Genomic DNA, 17,893 nt, shown 5'->3' on the forward strand with positions numbered 1-17,893 from the left:
TAACGAATCATGTGACGAAGCCCTAGAACTTCGTTCGTTTCATATCATCACGGCCTTATTTTCATATAATAAAAAGCGTCGTTCCGTTAAATAGGAAAAATAAGTCATGCGTATAGGAATTGATCTGGGTGGCACCAAGATTGAAGTGATTGCATTAGGCGATCAGGGAGAAGAGTTATTTCGCAAACGGGTGGATACTCCCCGCAATGATTATCAGAAAACATTGGCAGCCATTGTTGGGTTGGTTATTGATGCGGAACAAGCAACCGGACAGAAAGGAACTATAGGGATTGGCATTCCTGGCGCAATTTCGCCTTTTACCGGAAAAGTAAAAAATGCCAACTCGGTTTGGTTGAATGGCAAGATATTGGATAAGGATATAGCCGCTTTGTTGGGGCGTGAAGTGCGTATCGCTAACGATGCCAATTGTCTGGCGGTATCAGAAGCCACTGATGGCGCGGGTGAAGGCATGCCAATGGTCTTTGCCGTTATCATTGGAACGGGTTGTGGCTCAGGCATTGCCTTTGAAGGGCGGATTCATGCTGGTGGCAATGGATTGGCAGGGGAATGGGGGCATAACCCATTACCGTGGATGGATGAAGAAGATCGCGTGTATCAGGATGAAGTGCGCTGTTTTTGCGGTAAACCAGGATGTACTGAGACATTTGTGTCAGGCACCGGATTTATGACGGATTACTTCCGCTTGAGTGGAGTGCAGAAAAAAGGCCATGAAATCATAGAGGCTTTGGCACAGGGCGATGAGTGCGCGGAATTGGCGATGCGTCGTTATGAAAGGCGTTTGGCGCGAGCGCTGGCACAGGTGATTAATTTATTGGATCCAGATGTCATTGTACTTGGCGGTGGAATGAGCAATGTTGATCGCCTTTACCAAACGTTGCCCGATTTAGTCAAAGAGTGGGTTTTTGGTGGCGAGTGTGCAACACCAATCAGAAAAGCCGTGCATGGGGATTCCAGTGGTGTACGTGGTGCGGCTTGGTTATGGCCTGTTTGTTGAAACGGTTTATTATGATTCCTGAGAACAATTCTATAAAGGGGTATAGCATGATGAAGAATATGTTGAAAAGGAAGAACGTGTTGAAAATGTCGGCCTTGGCAATGCTGGTGGCATTCAATGTGAACGCGGCAACCGTTGATTTACGGGTGATGGAAACCTCGGATATTCACGGTAATCTGATGGATTTTGATTATTTTAAAGATAAATCCACGGAGCAATTTGGTTTGGTGCGTACTGTGAACTTAATTAAGGCGGCCAAAGCGGAAGCAACCAATACGATCTTGGTAGATAACGGTGATTTGATTCAAGGCAGCCCACTTGCGGATTACATGGTGGCAAAAGGATTGAAACATGGGGAGGTTCATCCGGCCTACAAGTTGATGAATACGATGGATTATACCGTCGGTAACTTTGGTAACCATGAATTCAACTTTGGATTGGATTACCTGAAACAAGCTATCGCCGGTGCCAAGTTTCCTTATATCAATGCCAATATCATCGATGCCAAAACCGGCAAAAACTACTTTACGCCTTATATTATTGTTGATACTCCAGTTAAAGATCGTGAAGGCAAAGAGCACACGATAAAGATCGGTTATATCGGTTTTGTGCCACCACAAATCAGTATTTGGGACAAAGCCAATCTCAATGGCAAAGTGGTTGTTAATGACATCACTGAAACCGCGAAAAAATTCGTCCCTCAAATGAAAAAAGAGGGCGCAGATCTGATTATCGCCATTCCACATTCCGGTTTTTCCCAAGATCCTTATAAAGCGATGGCAGAAAACTCGGTTTACTATCTGAGTGAAGTTCCTGGTATTAATGCCATTATGTTTGGTCATGCTCACGGCGTGTTCCCAGGCAAGGAATATACCGGTATCAAGGGTGTGAATGTCGCTAATGGAACGATTAATGGCATTCCAGCCGTCATGCCAGGGCAGTGGGGGGATCATCTGGGTGTTGTTGATATGGTGATCAATAATGACAGTGGTGAATGGAAAGTCGAATCGGCTAAAGCACAAGCCCGTCCTATCTATGACAAAGTTCATAAAAAAGCTTTGGCTGAACGTGATAATAAATTGGCTTCCATCATCGAAAAAGATCATCTGGGAACGCGCGAGTTTGTGAGTAAATTCATTGGCAAAGCCTCTGATAATATGTACAGCTATCTGGCTTTGATCCAGAGCGATCCAACCGTTCAGATTGTTAATGATGCGCAGGTAGATTACACCAAACGTTTTATTCAGGGCGATCCAAATCTGGATGGGCTCCCTGTTTTAGCGGCGGCAGCACCTTTTAAGGCGGGTGGACGGAAAAATGCGCCGGCTGATTTTGTGGAAGTGGAAAAAGGTGATCTGACTTTCCGCAATGCGGCTGATTTGTACCTCTACCCCAATACATTGGTGGTAGTGAAAGCAACGGGGGCGGATGTGGTCGAATGGCTGGAGTGTTCGGCGGGCATGTTTAACCAAATTGATCCAAATTCCACCAAACCGCAAGAATTACTGAATTGGGGGGGGTTCCGTACTTATAACTTCGACACCATCACGGGAGTTAATTATAAGATAGACCTGACCCAACCCGCTAAATACGACACCGATTGCCAGCTTATCAATAAAGGTGCAAACCGCATCAAAGATGTTACCTATCAGGGTAAGCCGATTGATCCAAAAGCCACTTTCCTGATCGCCACCAATAATTATCGGGGTTACGGCGGCAAATTCGCCGGAACCGGAGAGGATCATATTGCGTTTGCTTCACCGGATGAAAACCGTACCATTTTAGCTTCTTACATTTCCAGAATGACGAAAGAAAAGGGCGTAGTATCAACTCAGGCTGAAAACAATTGGTCATTCTTGCCAATCAAAACAGATAAAAAATTAGATATACGTTTCGAAACTTCACCATCAGAAAAAGCGGCGAAATTCATTAAAGAACATGCCCAATACCCGATGAAGTATTTGAAAAATGATGATACCGATTTTGCAATCTATCAAATTGATCTGACAGAGAAAAAATAAAACTTATTAAACTTCATTGTATTAATGCCTGCTCTCCTGCATAGCAAAGGGGCAGGCAAATCCTGAACGTTAGGAGACAATAAAATGAATTATAAATATAAATTATTTGCGATTGGAGTAGTTTCTCCGTATTTACAGAAGGAACTGATCCCGTGTATAGCTTGTCGGATGTAGATGCGGTGGTGAAATATTTTATCGAAAAATCCTCAATTTAATACACTAAATAAGATCGAATGATAGATATTGATACAAAATAATGTGACGGGGATAAAAGATAACGCAGATCGGCGTAGATAAAAGCAATAGATCAAAGATACTGTAACAGTTGTTTGATCCAGATGAGAAGTGCAATGCTAATTATTATGCATTGCACTTCTGCATTGGAATAAATATCAAGTTTAAAAGTCGTTCTCATTACCCGAATAAATTACTCAATATAGTCATCTTCATACTGGTAATGGTTATAAGGTAAAAGTGATATATGTATTGATTATTTAATAATGAAAACAATTATGGAGATCACCAATATGCATAAAATGCTGGTAAGGATAATAAAAAATAAAATAGTTAAAATATTTGTCTGTTCCGTCAGTCTGATTCTGGGAAACATCACTTTCTCGTATGCTGCGACTGTCCCTCCCAATGTTCAATTAGCGGATAAACAGGAAATTACCCGCAACAATTTTTCCGAACCCAGTTCTTTAGATCCGCATAAGTCTGAGGGAAGTAGTGAATTTGATATCTTGCGGGATTTTTTTGAGCGTTTAGTTGATACCGATAAAAAAGAAAATATTATTCCCGCCTTAGCGGAAAACTGGGAAACCAAAGATAATAAAACATGGATCTTCCATTTGAGGAAAGGGGTTAAATGGTCTGACGGTTCACCGATTACCGCCCATGATGTGGTGTTTTCTTTCCGGCGGCTGGTAACACCTGATACTATTTCTCCTTATGGTAGCTATTTGATTCAGGCTACTGTTATGAACGCCCGTGATGTACTATCTGGTAAGAAAAAACCGGAAGAACTTGGTGTAAAGGCGCTGGATGATGCAACAGTAGAAATTGTACTGGAAAGGCCAAAAGCGGGTTTTCTGCAAATGCTGGCGCATCCCGCAATGTCTCCCGTTAGTGAACAGATTATTAAAAAATATGGCAGTAAATGGACTCAGCCTCAACATTTTGTCAGCAATGGGCCTTTTAAACTCTCTGAATGGGTAGTGAATGAAAAAATTGTTGGTGTCAGAAATCTCTATTATTGGGATGATAAAAATACCGTAATTAATAAAGTCACCTACTTACCATTATCAGATTATAAAGCGGATCTAAACCGCTATATGACAGGAGAGATTGATATATCTAACGGAGGGCCATCGGAATTCTTGCCAACCGTTAAGAAGAGATTTGGTGAGCAACTGCATGTTAAACCCATAATGAGTGTTTATTATTATCTCTTTAATACACAAGTGCCACCATTTAATGATGTTCGGGTCAGACAAGCGCTGGCTTTAGCACTGGATAGAAACATTATCACTGACAAGGTATTAGGCAACGGTCAAAAACCCGCTTATGATGTTGTGTCTCCGGGTGCTGGAGGTATTTATTTAAAACAGCCTGAATATGCCTCTTGGACACAGGAACAGCGCGTTGCCAGAGCCAAAACATTACTGAATGAGGCTGGTTTTAATGAAAATAATCCACTCAAATTTACCTTGCTATATAACACCTCCGATGCCCATAAAAAAATTGCCATTGCTGCCAGCTCGGCGTGGAAAACGCATCTGGGTGTGGAAATCATTTTACAAAATCAGGAAGCAAAAACACAAAATGATAGTATGGCTCAAGGCAACTTTGAGGTGACAAGATACGCATGGAATGCCGATTATAGTAGCCCGACCAGTTTCTTAGATATTTTTACATCAGGTAATACTAATAATCATACCCAATATCAGAATAAGGAATATGATCAATGGGTTTTAAAGGCGGATGAAACTAATGATCCAGCCGATTACCAACACGCTATTGATATTCTCAATAAAGAAATTCCCGCCATTCCCGTTTATTATTATGTCCGTGTAAAATTAGTTAGGCCTTATGTTGGCGGGTTTAACGTTGACTCGATGGGAAATATCCCGACAAAAGATCTTTATATTATTAAGCACTAATTTTTTGGTGGTAATAACTTGTTGCAATCGGCAATTATTATTTATCAAAGTTAAATGAGGTTATAGTTTAAATAAAAATGGTATCGTAATGTAATAATAAAAAATAATTAATGGAGATGAAAAATATGAAAAAAATTATAGCGAGTTTAGTAAAAAATAAGCTCACCCAAATTCTTACCTGCTCAATGGGAATACTATTAACAAATATCACACCCTCTTATTCTGCCGTGGTTCCACCAGGAACACAATTGGCTGAAAAACAAGAAATTGTGCGTAACAATGGCTCTTTTCCCGCCTCTTTAGACGTACATAAAGTAGAAAGTAATGTTGAATTGAATATTATCCATGATTTTTTTGATGGTTTAGTTTATGCCGATAGAAAAGGTCATATCGAGCCCAGATTGGCTGAACGTTGGGAAACGAGTGACAACCAAACCTGGCTATTTCATTTAAGAAAAGGCGCTAAGTGGTCTGATGGCTCGCCGATTACCGCTCATGATGTAGTATTTAGCTGGCGACGTCTGCTTGATCCAGAAATGGGTTCGCCTTATAGCAGCTATCTTGGAACAGCACACGTAGTTAATGCAAACGACATATTATCAGGTAAGAAAAAAGCACAAGAACTTGGTGTGAAGGCGCTGGATGATTTCACATTGGAAGTGAAACTCGATAAACCCGTGGCTTATTTCTTGCAAATGCTAACCCATCCAATTTTGGTTCCAGTGAGTGAAAAAGCGGTTAAAAGATATGGTGACAAATGGACACATCCCGATGTTTTTGTTGGCAGTGGTGCATTTAAGTTATCTGAATGGAAAGTGAATGAAAATGTGATTGGTGTCAGAAACCCCCATTATTGGGATGATAAAAACACGGTAATTAATAAAGTGACTTATCTTGCTATCACATCGGAAAAGTCGGATTTAAACCGCTATCTTGCTGGTGAAATTGATATGACTATGACCATTCCTCTGGATTCCTTTGCATTATTAAAGAAAACATTGGGTGATCAAGTTCATATTAATTCTATGCTCAGTACTTACTATTATGTGTTTAATACGCAAAAACCGCCGTTTAATGATGTCAGAGTCAGAAAAGCCTTAAGTTTAGCCATAGACAGAGATGTGATTGCTGATAAGGTATTGGGAATGGGGCAACTACCTGCTTATGATATTCTGCCCCCTAATATCGGTGGTATCACATTAACCCCACCAGAATATGCCTCCTGGACACAAGAGCAGAGGATTAAAAAAGCCAAGGAATTGTTGAGCGAAGCCGGTTTTAACGAAAAAAATCCGCTCAAATTTAACTTGCTTTATAACACGAGAGAATCTCATAAAAAACTTGCCATCGCTGTCACTTCAATGTGGAAACAGAACTTAGGTGTTCAAGCCAGCCTACAAAACCAAGAATGGAAAGTGATGTTGGATAATATGCACCAGAACAAGTTTGATGTTGTCAGATACGCATGGACAGCGGATTACAACAGCCCAATGTCTTTTTTGGATACTTTCCTGACAGGAAGCAGTCATAATATACCCCAATATGCTAATAATGCTTTTGATCAGGCAGTAATTAAAGCGGGTGAAACCAACGATATCGCTTATTACCAAAAAGCAATGGACATTTTTAATAATGATATTCCAGTGATCCCTATTTATTATTATGTCAGTAATCGCCTGGTGAAGCTTGATGTTGGTGGATTTTACGTTACCCCTATGGATTATATTTCGACAAAAGATCTCTATATTATTAAACATTGAATGAAAATCAATGTATTGTAGAAAAGCATCGGATTGAAATATAAAAAATAAATACAGTTATGAAGGACTGAATATGAAGAAAATAACGATAAGTAAAAAGATAAAAGTTCTCTCTTTAGCTATCGCTGCCATATTTTGGAATATGGCAATATCTTATTCCGCTGTTGTTCCTGAAGGAATAAAACTGGCCGCTAAGCAGGAAATTGTGCGTAATAATGGGTCAGAACCCGCTTCATTGGATACACATAAAGTTTCAAGTGATGTTGAATTTAATATTATTAGTGATTTTTTTGATGGTCTGATTCAAGTGAATAGTCAGGGCAATATTGAGCCAAGGTTAGCAGTTAGTTGGGAAACTAATGATAATAAAAACTGGATTTTTCATTTAAGAAAAGATATCAAGTGGTCAGATGGTTCACCCATTACGGCTCATGATGTGGTATTCAGTTGGCGGCGTTTGATTGATCCCGATACCATTTCCCCTTATGGGAATTATCTTGAAAATGCTGCTGTAGTGAATGCAAATCAGGTATTGACGGGTAAGAAAAAAACGGAAGAGCTTGGGGTAAAAGCGTTGGATGACAAAACGCTAGAGGTGAGACTGGATAAACCTGTCGGAGATTTTCTACAGATGCTGACTCATCCTGTTATGTTTCCGATAAGTGAAAAGGCAGTAAAACAACATGGTGATAAATGGACCAGGCCAGAAGTCTTTGTCGGAAGTGGTCCGTATAAACTCTCTGAGTGGGTTGTCAATGAAAAAATAATCGGAGTCAGAAATTCCCTATATTGGGATAATCAAAACACGGTGATCAATAAAGTAACCTATCTTCCTCTCTCTTCAGAAAAAGCAGATTTAAACCGTTATCTGGCGGGAGAAATAGATATTACTAAAACTATTGCCGCAGAATCTTTTCCATCACTGAAGAAAACATTACCTGATCAGGTACGTATTTCTCCTAAAGCCACAGTCTATTTCTATGAGTTTAATAATAAAAAACCGCCATTTAATGATGTCAGAGTCAGGCAGGCACTGAATTTAGCTATAGATCGCGATATCATTGTGGATAAGATATTGGGACAGGGACAATTACCCGCTTATACAATGCTCACGCCAAATATAGGAGGCTTTAATTTTAAACAACCTGATTATGCTTCCTGGACTCAGGAGCAGCGTATTGCTAAAGCGAAAGAGTTATTGAATGAAGCTGGGTTTAATCAAAATAACCCTCTTACCTTTAATCTGCTTTATAACACTCAGGAAGGACATAAAAAAATTGCCATTGCGGTAAGTTCAATGTGGAAGAAAAATCTTGGTATAAAGGCTGTTTTGCAGAATCAAGAATGGAAAGTCATGTTGGATAATATGCATCAGGGGAAATTTGATGTTATCCGGCGGGCATGGATTGCAGATTATAATAGCCCGATGACATTTTTATCCATGTTTTCATCTAATCAAGTCAAAAATACATCCATGTATGAAAATGTTGAGTTTGATAAATTAGTGGAAAAAGCAAGCAAAAATAATGCTAAAGATGATTATCAGCAGGCATCAGATATCTTAACCAAAGACTTACCTGCTATTCCAATTTATTTTTATGTGAACCATAATATGGTTAAACCTTATGTTGGCGGCTTTAATATTAATACAAGAGGTGAATATTTCACGAAAGATCTTTATATCATCGAGCATTAATAACCGTAGTGCAGTGTGATATCGGTTAAAAGGAAAAGCAATATTTGCTTTTCCTTTCAGGATAATATGACTAAAAATAAATGTTATTCAGACATCAGTGATTCTTCATATTGCTTAGCTTTTTGCTGATCAAATTGTCTCTCCCATTTAGCCACAACAAGTGCAGCGAGTGCATTGCCTACTACATTTAATGCGGTACGAGCCATATCAAGAACTCGGTCAATCCCTGCGATGAAGGCTAAACCTTCTAGTGGAATTCCCACACTTCCCAGCGTTGCCAACAGAACAACGAAAGAGACTCCTGGAACACCAGCAATTCCTTTTGAGGTAATAATCAATGTGAGGACAAGCGTAATTTCTTGCCAAAGCGATAAATCTATTCCATAGAGTTGGGCAATAAAAATAGCGGCGATACTCTGATAGAGCGTTGAACCATCAAGATTAAATGAATAACCAATCGGAATAACAAAGCTGGTCACTGATTTTGACGCACCATATTGTTCCATTTTATCCATGATTCGGGGTAATACGGTTTCTGAGCTGGCAGTAGAATAGGCTAACAGTAATTCATCTTTGAGGATTTTAAAGAGTATAAAAATGTTGATATTGCAGTAGCGTGCGATCAAACCAAGAATGACGATAGCAAAAAATAAAATTGCACAGTGAACCAAAATGACTAATTTTATCAATGGCAATAATGAGCTAAACCCGAAGTTAGCTACTGTTACTGAGATCAACGAGAATACTCCGATTGGAGCATACATCATAATAATATGAGTAACTCTGAACATGGTTTCAGAGAATGTTTGTAATACCGTTAATAAAGGTTGTTTTTTTTCATCCGGTAGTGATGATAAGCCTAAACCAAATAATACGGCAAAGAAAATAACGGGTAACATATCGCCACTGGACATCGCAGCAAAAATATTATCAGGTACTAATGACAGAATAGTATTAACTATACCATGTGAATGACTTTCAACCTGCTGTGTTGTACGTTCATATTGAGAAATATCTACTTGATGGAGAGTAGACATATCTATACCTACACCAGGTTTAAACGTATTCGCTAAAAAAATGCCTACAATTATTGCAATTGTTGTGACTATCTCAAAATACACAATTGTTTTAAAGCCTAGTTTCCCTAATTGCTTAGTATTACCAACACCAGCAATGCCAACAATTAATGTAGAGATGACAATTGGAACAACAATCATTTTTATAAGCTGGATAAATATTTTTCCAGCGGGAGAAAGCACATTGACAACTAACCATTGTTTGTATTCATTGTCATGTAAAACTGCTCCTGCAATAATTCCTAATATAAGAGCAGCCAAAATCTGCCAGCCTAGCCCAAATTTAAATTTCTTTTTATTCACTGTGTTGGTCTTATTCATTAGACAACCTTATGTTTTTTATTTCTTTACTCCTCTTTTTTATACAATAACCTTGACCTAAAGCACAATAAAAATTGTGGTAATCTTTTAAATAATATACAAACGATATCTATAATCATTAAAGATGCTGATTTATCATTCAAATAAGATCATGCTGGCGGCCATGAGAATTCATCTGACGCTCCTCAGAAACAATCCATTAAATTGATGTATGATATGATTTGTGATGGGCGAGTAGCTATCTGAAAGGTTACTTCAATCGGGGAAAGAAACTTGTAGCTTACCTTATAATTGTCTTAAAACATTAAAATAAACTATTAATTATTTTCTTTGTTACTGTGCAGTAATTTGAAAACTATTGTGCATAAATATATAGCTATAAACACATCGTTATAAATACAGTATTTCTTTATATTTACAAATGGGAACTTTAAATTATTTGCGGGTGTATTTAAATGATATTCACATATCAAATTGATTTTTAAAGAAAAACAAAAATTAATGCCAAATGTTCATTTGGAAAATACTCAATAAATAATTTATTGTTGTTGCACTAAATGATTTATTGGGTAATAAATAGCATGTCATGCTGTAACATGGATATAAAACAAAATGGAGGACAAAAATAAATAATTACAGTATAGCTATGAGGAGACATGACATGTTTAATCAAATTAGCAAAAAAACGATTAAAATATTAGGTTGTTCTATCAGTATGATATTGAGTGGTATCACCTCATCTTATGCAGCAGTTATTCCACCTGGCACACAATTAGCGGAAAAACAAGAAATTGTTCGCAATAACGGTGCAGAGCCTGCTTCTCTGGATGTCGATAAAGTCGAAGGTAATATAGCACTAAATATTATCAATGATTTCTTTGATACGTTAGTGGGTACGGGTAAACAAGGCCAGATCATACCCAAATTGGCTGCAAGCTGGGAAACGAAGGATAATAAAACGTGGATTTTCCATTTGAGGAAAGGAATCAAATGGTCTGATGGTACACCCATTACCGCTCATGATGTTGTTTTTAGCTGGCGACGGCTGACAAATCCTAAAACACTTTCTCCATATGGTAGCTATTTTGCTGATGCTTATGTGGTGAATGCCAAAGAAATTTTGGATGGGAAGAAAAAAGTGGAGGAGCTTGGTATAAAAGCCTTGGATGATTCGACATTGGAGGTAAGGCTAGAAAAACCGGTTGGATATTTTTTGCAGATGCTGGCGTTCACTATTACGTCTCCGATTAGCAAAAAAGTTGTTGAAAAATATGGAGATAAATGGACTCAGCCTGAGTTTTTTGTTTCCAGTGGTGCATTTAAATTAGCAAAATGGAAAGTGAATGAAAAAATTGTTGGAGTGAGAAACCCTTATTATTGGGATAATAAAAATACTGTTATCAATAAAGTAACTTATCTTTCATTGTCATCAGATATATCAGATTTAAATCGTTATCTGGCTGGAGAAATAGATATTACATTTACAATTCCATTAGAATCGTTTGCTTCATTAAAGAAAAATATGAGCTCACAAGTTCATATTTCTCCTATACTTAGCACATATTACTATCAGTTTAACAATAAAGAACCACTGTTTAAAGATACTAGAATCCGACAAGCGTTGTGTCTTGCTTTGGATAGAAATATTATTGCTAATAAAGTTCTTGCTCAAGGGCAAATTCCTGCATATATAATTTTACCTCCTGGAATTGGTGGTTTTAAATTTAAACAGCCTGATTATGCATCATGGACACAAGATCAACGTAATGAAAAAGCTAAACAATTATTGAGTGAAGCGGGTTTTAATAAAAATCATCCTCTTAAATTTAATTTGGTCTACAACTCATCAAATTTACATAAAAAAGTTGCTATTGCTGCAACCTCGATGTGGAAAAAGAATCTTGGTGTTATTGCTGATATACAAACTGAAGAGTGGAAAGTCATGCTGGAAAACGAACATCAAGGAAAATTCGATGTTGTTAGAGGTGGGTGGGTTGGCGATTATAATAACCCGATGTCTTTTTTTAATATATTTACAACAAATCAAACCAATAATACCTCATTTTATTCTAATAAAGACTTCGATAATTGGATTCGTAAAGCAGGAGAAACGAATAAAAAAGAAGATTTTCAACATGCACTCGATATTATGACAAAAGATACTCCTATTATTCCCGTTTATTATTATGTCACTGCGATATTGGTTAAGCCCTATATTGGTGGCTATTACTCCGATCTTCGGGGGATGATATCAACGAAAGATCTTTATGTCATTAAGCACTAAATTAAAGAGCCTGCTTAAGCAGGCTCTCCATCGTCTATTGTAGTGCTTTACGAGCAGCCAACGCTAAAAATCCACTGCGGCTGCCATATTCGGGATGCTGCTTGACTTTTGCATCAATGCGGTTGATTAAACGCAATGGCAGGGTAATATTAATCCGCTCTGTTTTGTCTTCGAACTGGCTCATATCTACAGGAATTAAAAGCCATTGCCCGTTTTTGTATTCACTGCCCTTTTCTGTAAGGTGTTCTTTCATTAACTCGAAATGTGCATTGATCGCAGATTGCGCATCAGAATGTGCTGATTCAAGAGTGTCACCAGCAAAGATACACCCTGCAACGTCAGGAAACCAGCCACTGGCACTACCATCTGATTTCCATGTTTAAACCCGAAATTCTGCAGCTAATTGACTGAAACCTAATCCATTCTTTTTTTCCACTTTTATTTGAACAGGAATTCGCTCTTTTAATGCGTCTACATGGCTAATGACTCCGATAGTTTTTCCTGATGCATTAAGGTGATCCAGAGCATCCAAAGCGATATCCAAAGTTTCAGGATCAAGCGTGCCAAACCCTTCATCAAGGAACAGAGATTCTATTTGTGTCTTGTTACTCACTAGATCAGACAAAGCGAGTGCAAGAGCAAGGCTGACAAGGAAACTTTCTCCTCCAGAAAGCGTTTTGGTATCCCTCATGGCATCCGCTTGCCAGGTGTCAACGACATGTAATTCCAGTCCGCCGTTATCTTTGCGTTGTAAGTAGTAGCGCCCATGTAATTTTTCCAATCGGATATTTGCCAGATGTACGAGATGATCCAAGGTCAGACCTTGAGCAAAACGGCGGAATTTAGCGCCATCGGCAGAACCAATGAGATTATTAAGATAACTCCAGTCATCATATGTTTGCTGTAAACGTGTGATCTGTGCCAATAATTCATGTTGGTGTTGGCGGCGAGTTGCATCACTGCCCAATAGGGTTCTGACTTCACCTTGTTGTTGGTTGTTGTGTTTCAACTGAGCCGTAACGTCGGTCAATATGGTGGATAGTTGTTGAGGTTCATGTTGATTAAGCAATTGTGGCCGCGTTTCTATATGTCGATGCAAGGCCACTTCTGATTCATGATGCCGTGTTTTAGCTTGCAATTGTTGCTGTTCAAGTTTTTCTTGTAACTGTTGTAGTTTTTCCCGCTGTTCCGGTTCCAACAAGGCATGTTCAAAGGATAGTTGATCGGAAAAGCCTTGTTGTTCTAAGCCTGTTTGGAAATGGTTGATAGCAAGTTTGTAGTTTGCTTCGGCAGTGATGTGGCTTTTTTCTATTTCACTGGCAGCACCGATTAATTGACTCATTTGGTTTTGCAGTGCTTGCAGATGGAAAGCGGACTGCTTGTAGGCGATTTCCAACTCATTGGTTTTTTGCTGCAAAACCTGACGAACGGTAATGATGGATTGTTCACCAAATAAATGCTGACGTTCCTGACGTGTTTGTTCCAATAACTGCATTTGCTGCTGTTGTTGTTCCCTCAAAATATGAAGGTGAGTGGAGAGTTTATTTTTTTGTTTGTCTAGTTCACTCAGTTTGCTTTGCAGGGCTGCTTGTTCTTTTTGTAGTTGCTGCCATTTCTCCCGTGACTCGTGGTAATTTTTTAATTCTTGTTGACGTTGTTGCAGCCAGTTTTCTGTTTCATGAGAGGCAGGGAGTGTGAAAGGGGTTGGCTGTAATTCCGTGTTTAACTGTTGTGCTGTCGCTGCATAGTCTGCTTCTATTTGCTGAGCCTCTGTTGTTTTTTCTGCCAATTGTTTTTGCGCTGAATTCCGTTTGAACTTTTCCAGTTCAATACTCTTTTCACAGGCTTGGTATTGTTCTCGGTTGGTAGCAAGTGCTTTTTCGGCTGTTTGATAGTTTTTCTCTGCCTGTAATAACGCTTCCTGTTGAGCCTGGTGTTGGTGATAAGCAGATTGTCGTTGACTAATAAAGTGATTAACCGTTTCTGCCTCCATCGGTAATCCTGTCGCCTGTAATTGCTGGCAATGGTGTTCCCATTGTTTAACCAATTCCGTCAATTTAGTATGGTGCTGTGCGATATTTTGCTGCAATTGTTCGCCCTGCTGCTGTTGAAGCTGTTGTTTTTGCTGTAGGGTTGTACGATTTTCTTGCAGTTGATCAATCTGTTGGCGCAGGGTTTTCAGGCGTTCTTCTGAATGTGGTAGGGCAATATTCTGGTATTCGTTGATTAAAGGATGATGGGTTGAACCGCAAAGCGGACAAGGTTCACCTTCTTTTAATTGTGCCCGTTCTTTTTCCAGGCTGACTATCCGTTGTTCCAAACGAATTCGATTGGTGAGATCGTCATAATGTTGCTGCTTATCTGCCAAGTGCTGATTGAGGGTTGCGATCTGATCAGGTAAGGCTTTTACCTGTGCCTGAGATTGGATCAATTGGTTTTGATCCGTTGAGATCGTGGTTTGTAACTGTTGGATCTGGGGAAGCAAGATCTCCAATTGGTTCTGTGATACCAATTGTTTTTGATAATTTTCTAAATTTTTCCGCGACTGTTCCAATGGATGTTTTTTTTGCAACGCTGTGAGTTGGGTTGCAGCAGCGGTAAAGCTGTTGCGCAGTATTTGGCTCTGTTCTTGCTGTTTAGATAATTCTGCATCCAATCTGTGTAAATAATCGGTTGTATGGGCAAGCTCTGAGCTAATTTGTTGGGTGCTCTGGGTAAGCTGGTTTATTTTTTCTCGTCGTTCTTTCTGACGGGTGAATAGTTGTTTCCATTCTGGTAGCTTGCTGTCCAAATTGTGGTAATAAGGGTGCTGCTCATAGTAGGATTCCAACGCCTTTTGTTCGTTATTTAAGACAGCCGTTCGCTCTTGTGTGGCTTGGTGTTGGGATAAAATCTCTGTGAGATCGCGGTTTTGTCCTGCGATTTCTTGTTCAAGTTTCAGCAGATCTTTGGATTGAATATCAATTTTATGATCGAGTGGCATAATTTGCTCTGAGATGAGCTTTTCTTGCTGGTTTTGATGCTGTTGATGCGCTTCCCGCTTTTTCTCCAACTGCGCCAGTTGCTGTTCAGCAGGTTGCAGCATTGCCAGTTGTTGTTGGCGTTCATGCTCTATTTTTGTGCGTTGTTCCACGATCCGCTGTTTTTCATGAGTGGCTCGATTTTGTGCATCCCATAATGGGCGGATTTTCTCTGCTGGTTCGCTAGCAGCAAGTTGGTGCAATTGAGGCTGTGCTTCTTGAATAGCTTGCTCAGTTTGTTGTAAAAGTGAAGTACTGCTGACCAGTGATTGCTGTAGCTCATCCTGTCGCAACAGCCAATTTTCGGCAGTTTGTAATGCCTTCATTTGTTGGCTGAGTTGGGTTTCTTCTACAATAAGCTGTTGTTGCTGGTTTTGGTATACCTGCTGTTGTTCTGGCGTGAGTAATTCAATGGAAGAGGCTTTGGCTTGTTGGATATTCAGCTCAGATTGTACTTCTTTATGGCGTTGATAAATTTCCTGGGACAGAATGCCGTAAATTTCTGTACCGGTTAGCTCTTCCAGCAGATCTGCTCTGTCTTTATCCTGTGCATTTAAAAATGCGGCAAAATTCCCCTGTGACAAAAGCATGGATTTGGTAAAACGACTAAAATCCAGCCCTGTTATTTCGGCAATTTTTTCTTTTTTCTCTGGAATTTTATCAGCCAGAATTTTTCCCTCTTTTTTGAGAGCCAATTCTACTTTTGGGGACTGGAGCTTGCCATTTGCCTGGTTGCGAGCACGACGCTGACCCCAAAATGCCCGATAAGCAATACCTTTGACTTCAAACTCTACTTCAGCAAGGCACTCTGCGGTATGACGGGTCATTAGCTCATTTTGCGAGGCAGAAATGGTGTTGAGCCTTGGCGTTTCATGATACAGGGCGAGGCAAATGGCATCCAATAAGGAGGTTTTTCCTGCACCAGTTGGGCCGATAATGGCAAATAATCCATTGCTGGCAAATGGTTCTGCCGTAAAGTCAATTTTCCATTCACCTTGCAGGGAATTGATATTTTTCAGCCGTAAACTAAGAATTTTCATAGCAGGTTCTCTTCAGGTTATTGCTGAGAAATATCATCCAGCGTTTGTTTAAACAGAGTGGTTAAGCGTTGTTTTTGCGCAGGATCGTCGATTTCAGCCAGCGCTAAACGACGTTCAAAAACCTCATTGATGCTTAGTTCGGTAAGTGTTTCTTTATTTTGTGCAGACAGTGACAGTTGGCGAGCGCTTTTGCTGCGGCGTAGCAGGATTATCTCAACAGGCAGGTCTTCACTTAGGGCCTGAATGCGTTTTTGAATATCGGGCAGGTAATCCTGAGTTGCGACTTCAATATCCAGCCAAACCGAGTGCTTTCCTTGATATTCCTTGAAAGAGTGTAACTGCTCTTCGATTTGTTTCAAATTACCACGAATAAGCTGCATAGGCTGATAATGTGGGATCGGTAAAAGAGTGATGCTATCGAGCTTGCCTGCTTTAAAGTCCACCAAGCAGACGCTTTTTTCTTGTCCCACTTCATCAAAACTGAGCGGAATAGGAGAGCCGCTATAGCGGATATGCTCTGATTTACCGATGACTTGCGGGCGGTGGATATGCCCTAGTGCAATATAGTCAGCGGGAGGAAATGACTGTGCGGGGAAGGCCTCTAATGTGCCAATGTAAATATCGCGAACGGAATCCGTAGTGGAAGCTCCCACTGTAGTGAGGTGACCCGTGGCAATAATCGGTAATGGCTGGCCGAGCTGTTCTCGTAATGCACAGGCTTGCTGGTAGAGTCTGTGGTAGTGTTCGGTGATAGCATCCTGTAGTGCCTGCTGTTTTTGTGCGCCAGATTGCCCCGCCTGGCTGGTGATGATATCCCGTGGACGCAGATAGGGAATCGCACAGAGAATCGCTCCTGCATGACCATCTCTGTTATCCAGAATTTTTATCTGCTGTGCTATATCTTCGGTTTCAGCATTAGCAATCACAGTAGTATTCAGGTAAGAGAGAAGGGATTTAGATTCATTGAGTGTGGCAACGGAATCATGGTTTCCACCGAGAATGACAAGTTGGCAGCCTGTAGGCTGTAGTGCCACAATGAATTTGTTATAAAGTTCGCGTGCGTAGCTGGGTGGGGAACCGGTATCAAAAATATCACCGGCAATAATCAGCGCGTCAACTTGATGCTGTACGATCTTTTCAATCAGCCATTGCAAAAAATACTTATGTTCAGCGGCGCGGCTTTTAGTAAAGAAATATTGGCCAAGATGCCAGTCAGATGTATGAATGATTCGCATGATTTCCCCGCCGTTGCCCTGGTTGTTTTTCTAGCTCGCTACTTCTCGCCTGTTGCAGGTGCTAATTATAATGGCAGCGTGAGGGATGTCCTGCGTAATTCGGCATCCTTTACTGAATTTTCGAGCTGGTTTGCATTTCTAATGAAATATAACAAAGGGGCAGGATTTTCTTTGGGAACCAGTTTGACTGCTGCTGATTGAGAAATAAAGGATTTAATAAAATTGTCATAAAATTGACTCATAATATTTGCAGTGAAAGTCAC

At 39.8% G+C, this 17,893-nt stretch carries 10 protein-coding genes and 1 pseudogene; 7 read left to right on the forward strand and 4 right to left on the reverse strand.

Going from position 1 to position 17,893, the window contains the following annotated elements; all coding sequences use genetic code 11:
- Nucleotides 1-106: 106 nt before the first annotated feature.
- The 5 genes from mak (at nt 107) to ACE1SE_RS03260 (ending at nt 8,654) form a co-directional block, all read left to right on the forward strand.
- Nucleotides 107-1,015, forward strand: coding sequence for a fructokinase (gene mak / locus ACE1SE_RS03240; protein WP_374052626.1), 909 nt, complete (start codon nt 107-109; stop codon nt 1,013-1,015).
- A 50-nt stretch (nt 1,016-1,065) separates the two neighbouring features.
- On the forward strand, nt 1,066-3,036 hold the full coding sequence (locus ACE1SE_RS03245; RefSeq protein WP_374053580.1) for a bifunctional 2',3'-cyclic-nucleotide 2'-phosphodiesterase/3'-nucleotidase: 1,971 nt from the start codon (nt 1,066-1,068) through the stop codon (nt 3,034-3,036).
- Between the two features lie 527 nt (nt 3,037-3,563).
- Nucleotides 3,564-5,198, forward strand: coding sequence for an ABC transporter substrate-binding protein (locus tag ACE1SE_RS03250; RefSeq protein ID WP_374052627.1), 1,635 nt, complete (start codon nt 3,564-3,566; stop codon nt 5,196-5,198).
- 125 nt (nt 5,199-5,323) lie between these two features.
- The gene (locus ACE1SE_RS03255; RefSeq protein ID WP_374052628.1) at nt 5,324-6,958 is read left to right on the forward strand and encodes an ABC transporter substrate-binding protein; all 1,635 of its coding nucleotides are present in this window, start codon (nt 5,324-5,326) and stop codon (nt 6,956-6,958) included.
- A gap of 73 nt (nt 6,959-7,031) precedes the next feature.
- The gene (locus tag ACE1SE_RS03260) at nt 7,032-8,654 is read left to right on the forward strand and encodes an ABC transporter substrate-binding protein (RefSeq protein WP_374052629.1); all 1,623 of its coding nucleotides are present in this window, start codon (nt 7,032-7,034) and stop codon (nt 8,652-8,654) included.
- Nucleotides 8,655-8,737: 83 nt separating this feature from the next.
- On the opposite strand, the gene gltP is transcribed toward ACE1SE_RS03260, so the two are convergent.
- Complete coding sequence (gene gltP, locus ACE1SE_RS03265) at nt 8,738-10,051, reverse strand: glutamate/aspartate:proton symporter GltP (protein WP_374052630.1); 1,314 nt, start codon at nt 10,049-10,051, stop codon at nt 8,738-8,740.
- Between the two features lie 661 nt (nt 10,052-10,712).
- Here gltP and ACE1SE_RS03270 point away from each other — a divergent pair.
- Entirely contained in the window at nt 10,713-12,335 is a 1,623-nt protein-coding gene (locus ACE1SE_RS03270) for an ABC transporter substrate-binding protein (RefSeq protein ID WP_374052631.1), read from the forward strand.
- 34 nt (nt 12,336-12,369) lie between these two features.
- Here the strand turns inward: ACE1SE_RS03270 and ACE1SE_RS03275 are convergent.
- The 3 genes and pseudogenes from ACE1SE_RS03275 to sbcD form a co-directional block, all read right to left on the reverse strand.
- Nucleotides 12,370-12,702 (reverse strand): annotated as a pseudogene (locus ACE1SE_RS03275) (type II toxin-antitoxin system HicB family antitoxin); the annotation flags it as partial.
- Between the two features lie 12 nt (nt 12,703-12,714).
- The gene (locus tag ACE1SE_RS03280) at nt 12,715-16,395 is read right to left on the reverse strand and encodes an AAA family ATPase (RefSeq protein WP_374052632.1); all 3,681 of its coding nucleotides are present in this window, start codon (nt 16,393-16,395) and stop codon (nt 12,715-12,717) included.
- 17 nt (nt 16,396-16,412) lie between these two features.
- On the reverse strand, nt 16,413-17,630 hold the full coding sequence (gene sbcD, locus ACE1SE_RS03285; RefSeq protein ID WP_374052633.1) for an exonuclease subunit SbcD: 1,218 nt from the start codon (nt 17,628-17,630) through the stop codon (nt 16,413-16,415).
- On the opposite strand from sbcD, the gene ACE1SE_RS03290 reads away from it, so the two are divergent.
- On the forward strand, nt 17,616-17,831 hold the full coding sequence (locus tag ACE1SE_RS03290) for a hypothetical protein (RefSeq protein ID WP_374052634.1): 216 nt from the start codon (nt 17,616-17,618) through the stop codon (nt 17,829-17,831). The two genes, sbcD and ACE1SE_RS03290, sit on opposite strands and share 15 nt — an antisense overlap.
- Nucleotides 17,832-17,893 lie beyond the last annotated feature (62 nt).

This window comes from Xenorhabdus taiwanensis (genome assembly GCF_036512875.1).
GTDB classification, from domain to species: Bacteria; Pseudomonadota; Gammaproteobacteria; order Enterobacterales; family Enterobacteriaceae; genus Xenorhabdus; species Xenorhabdus taiwanensis.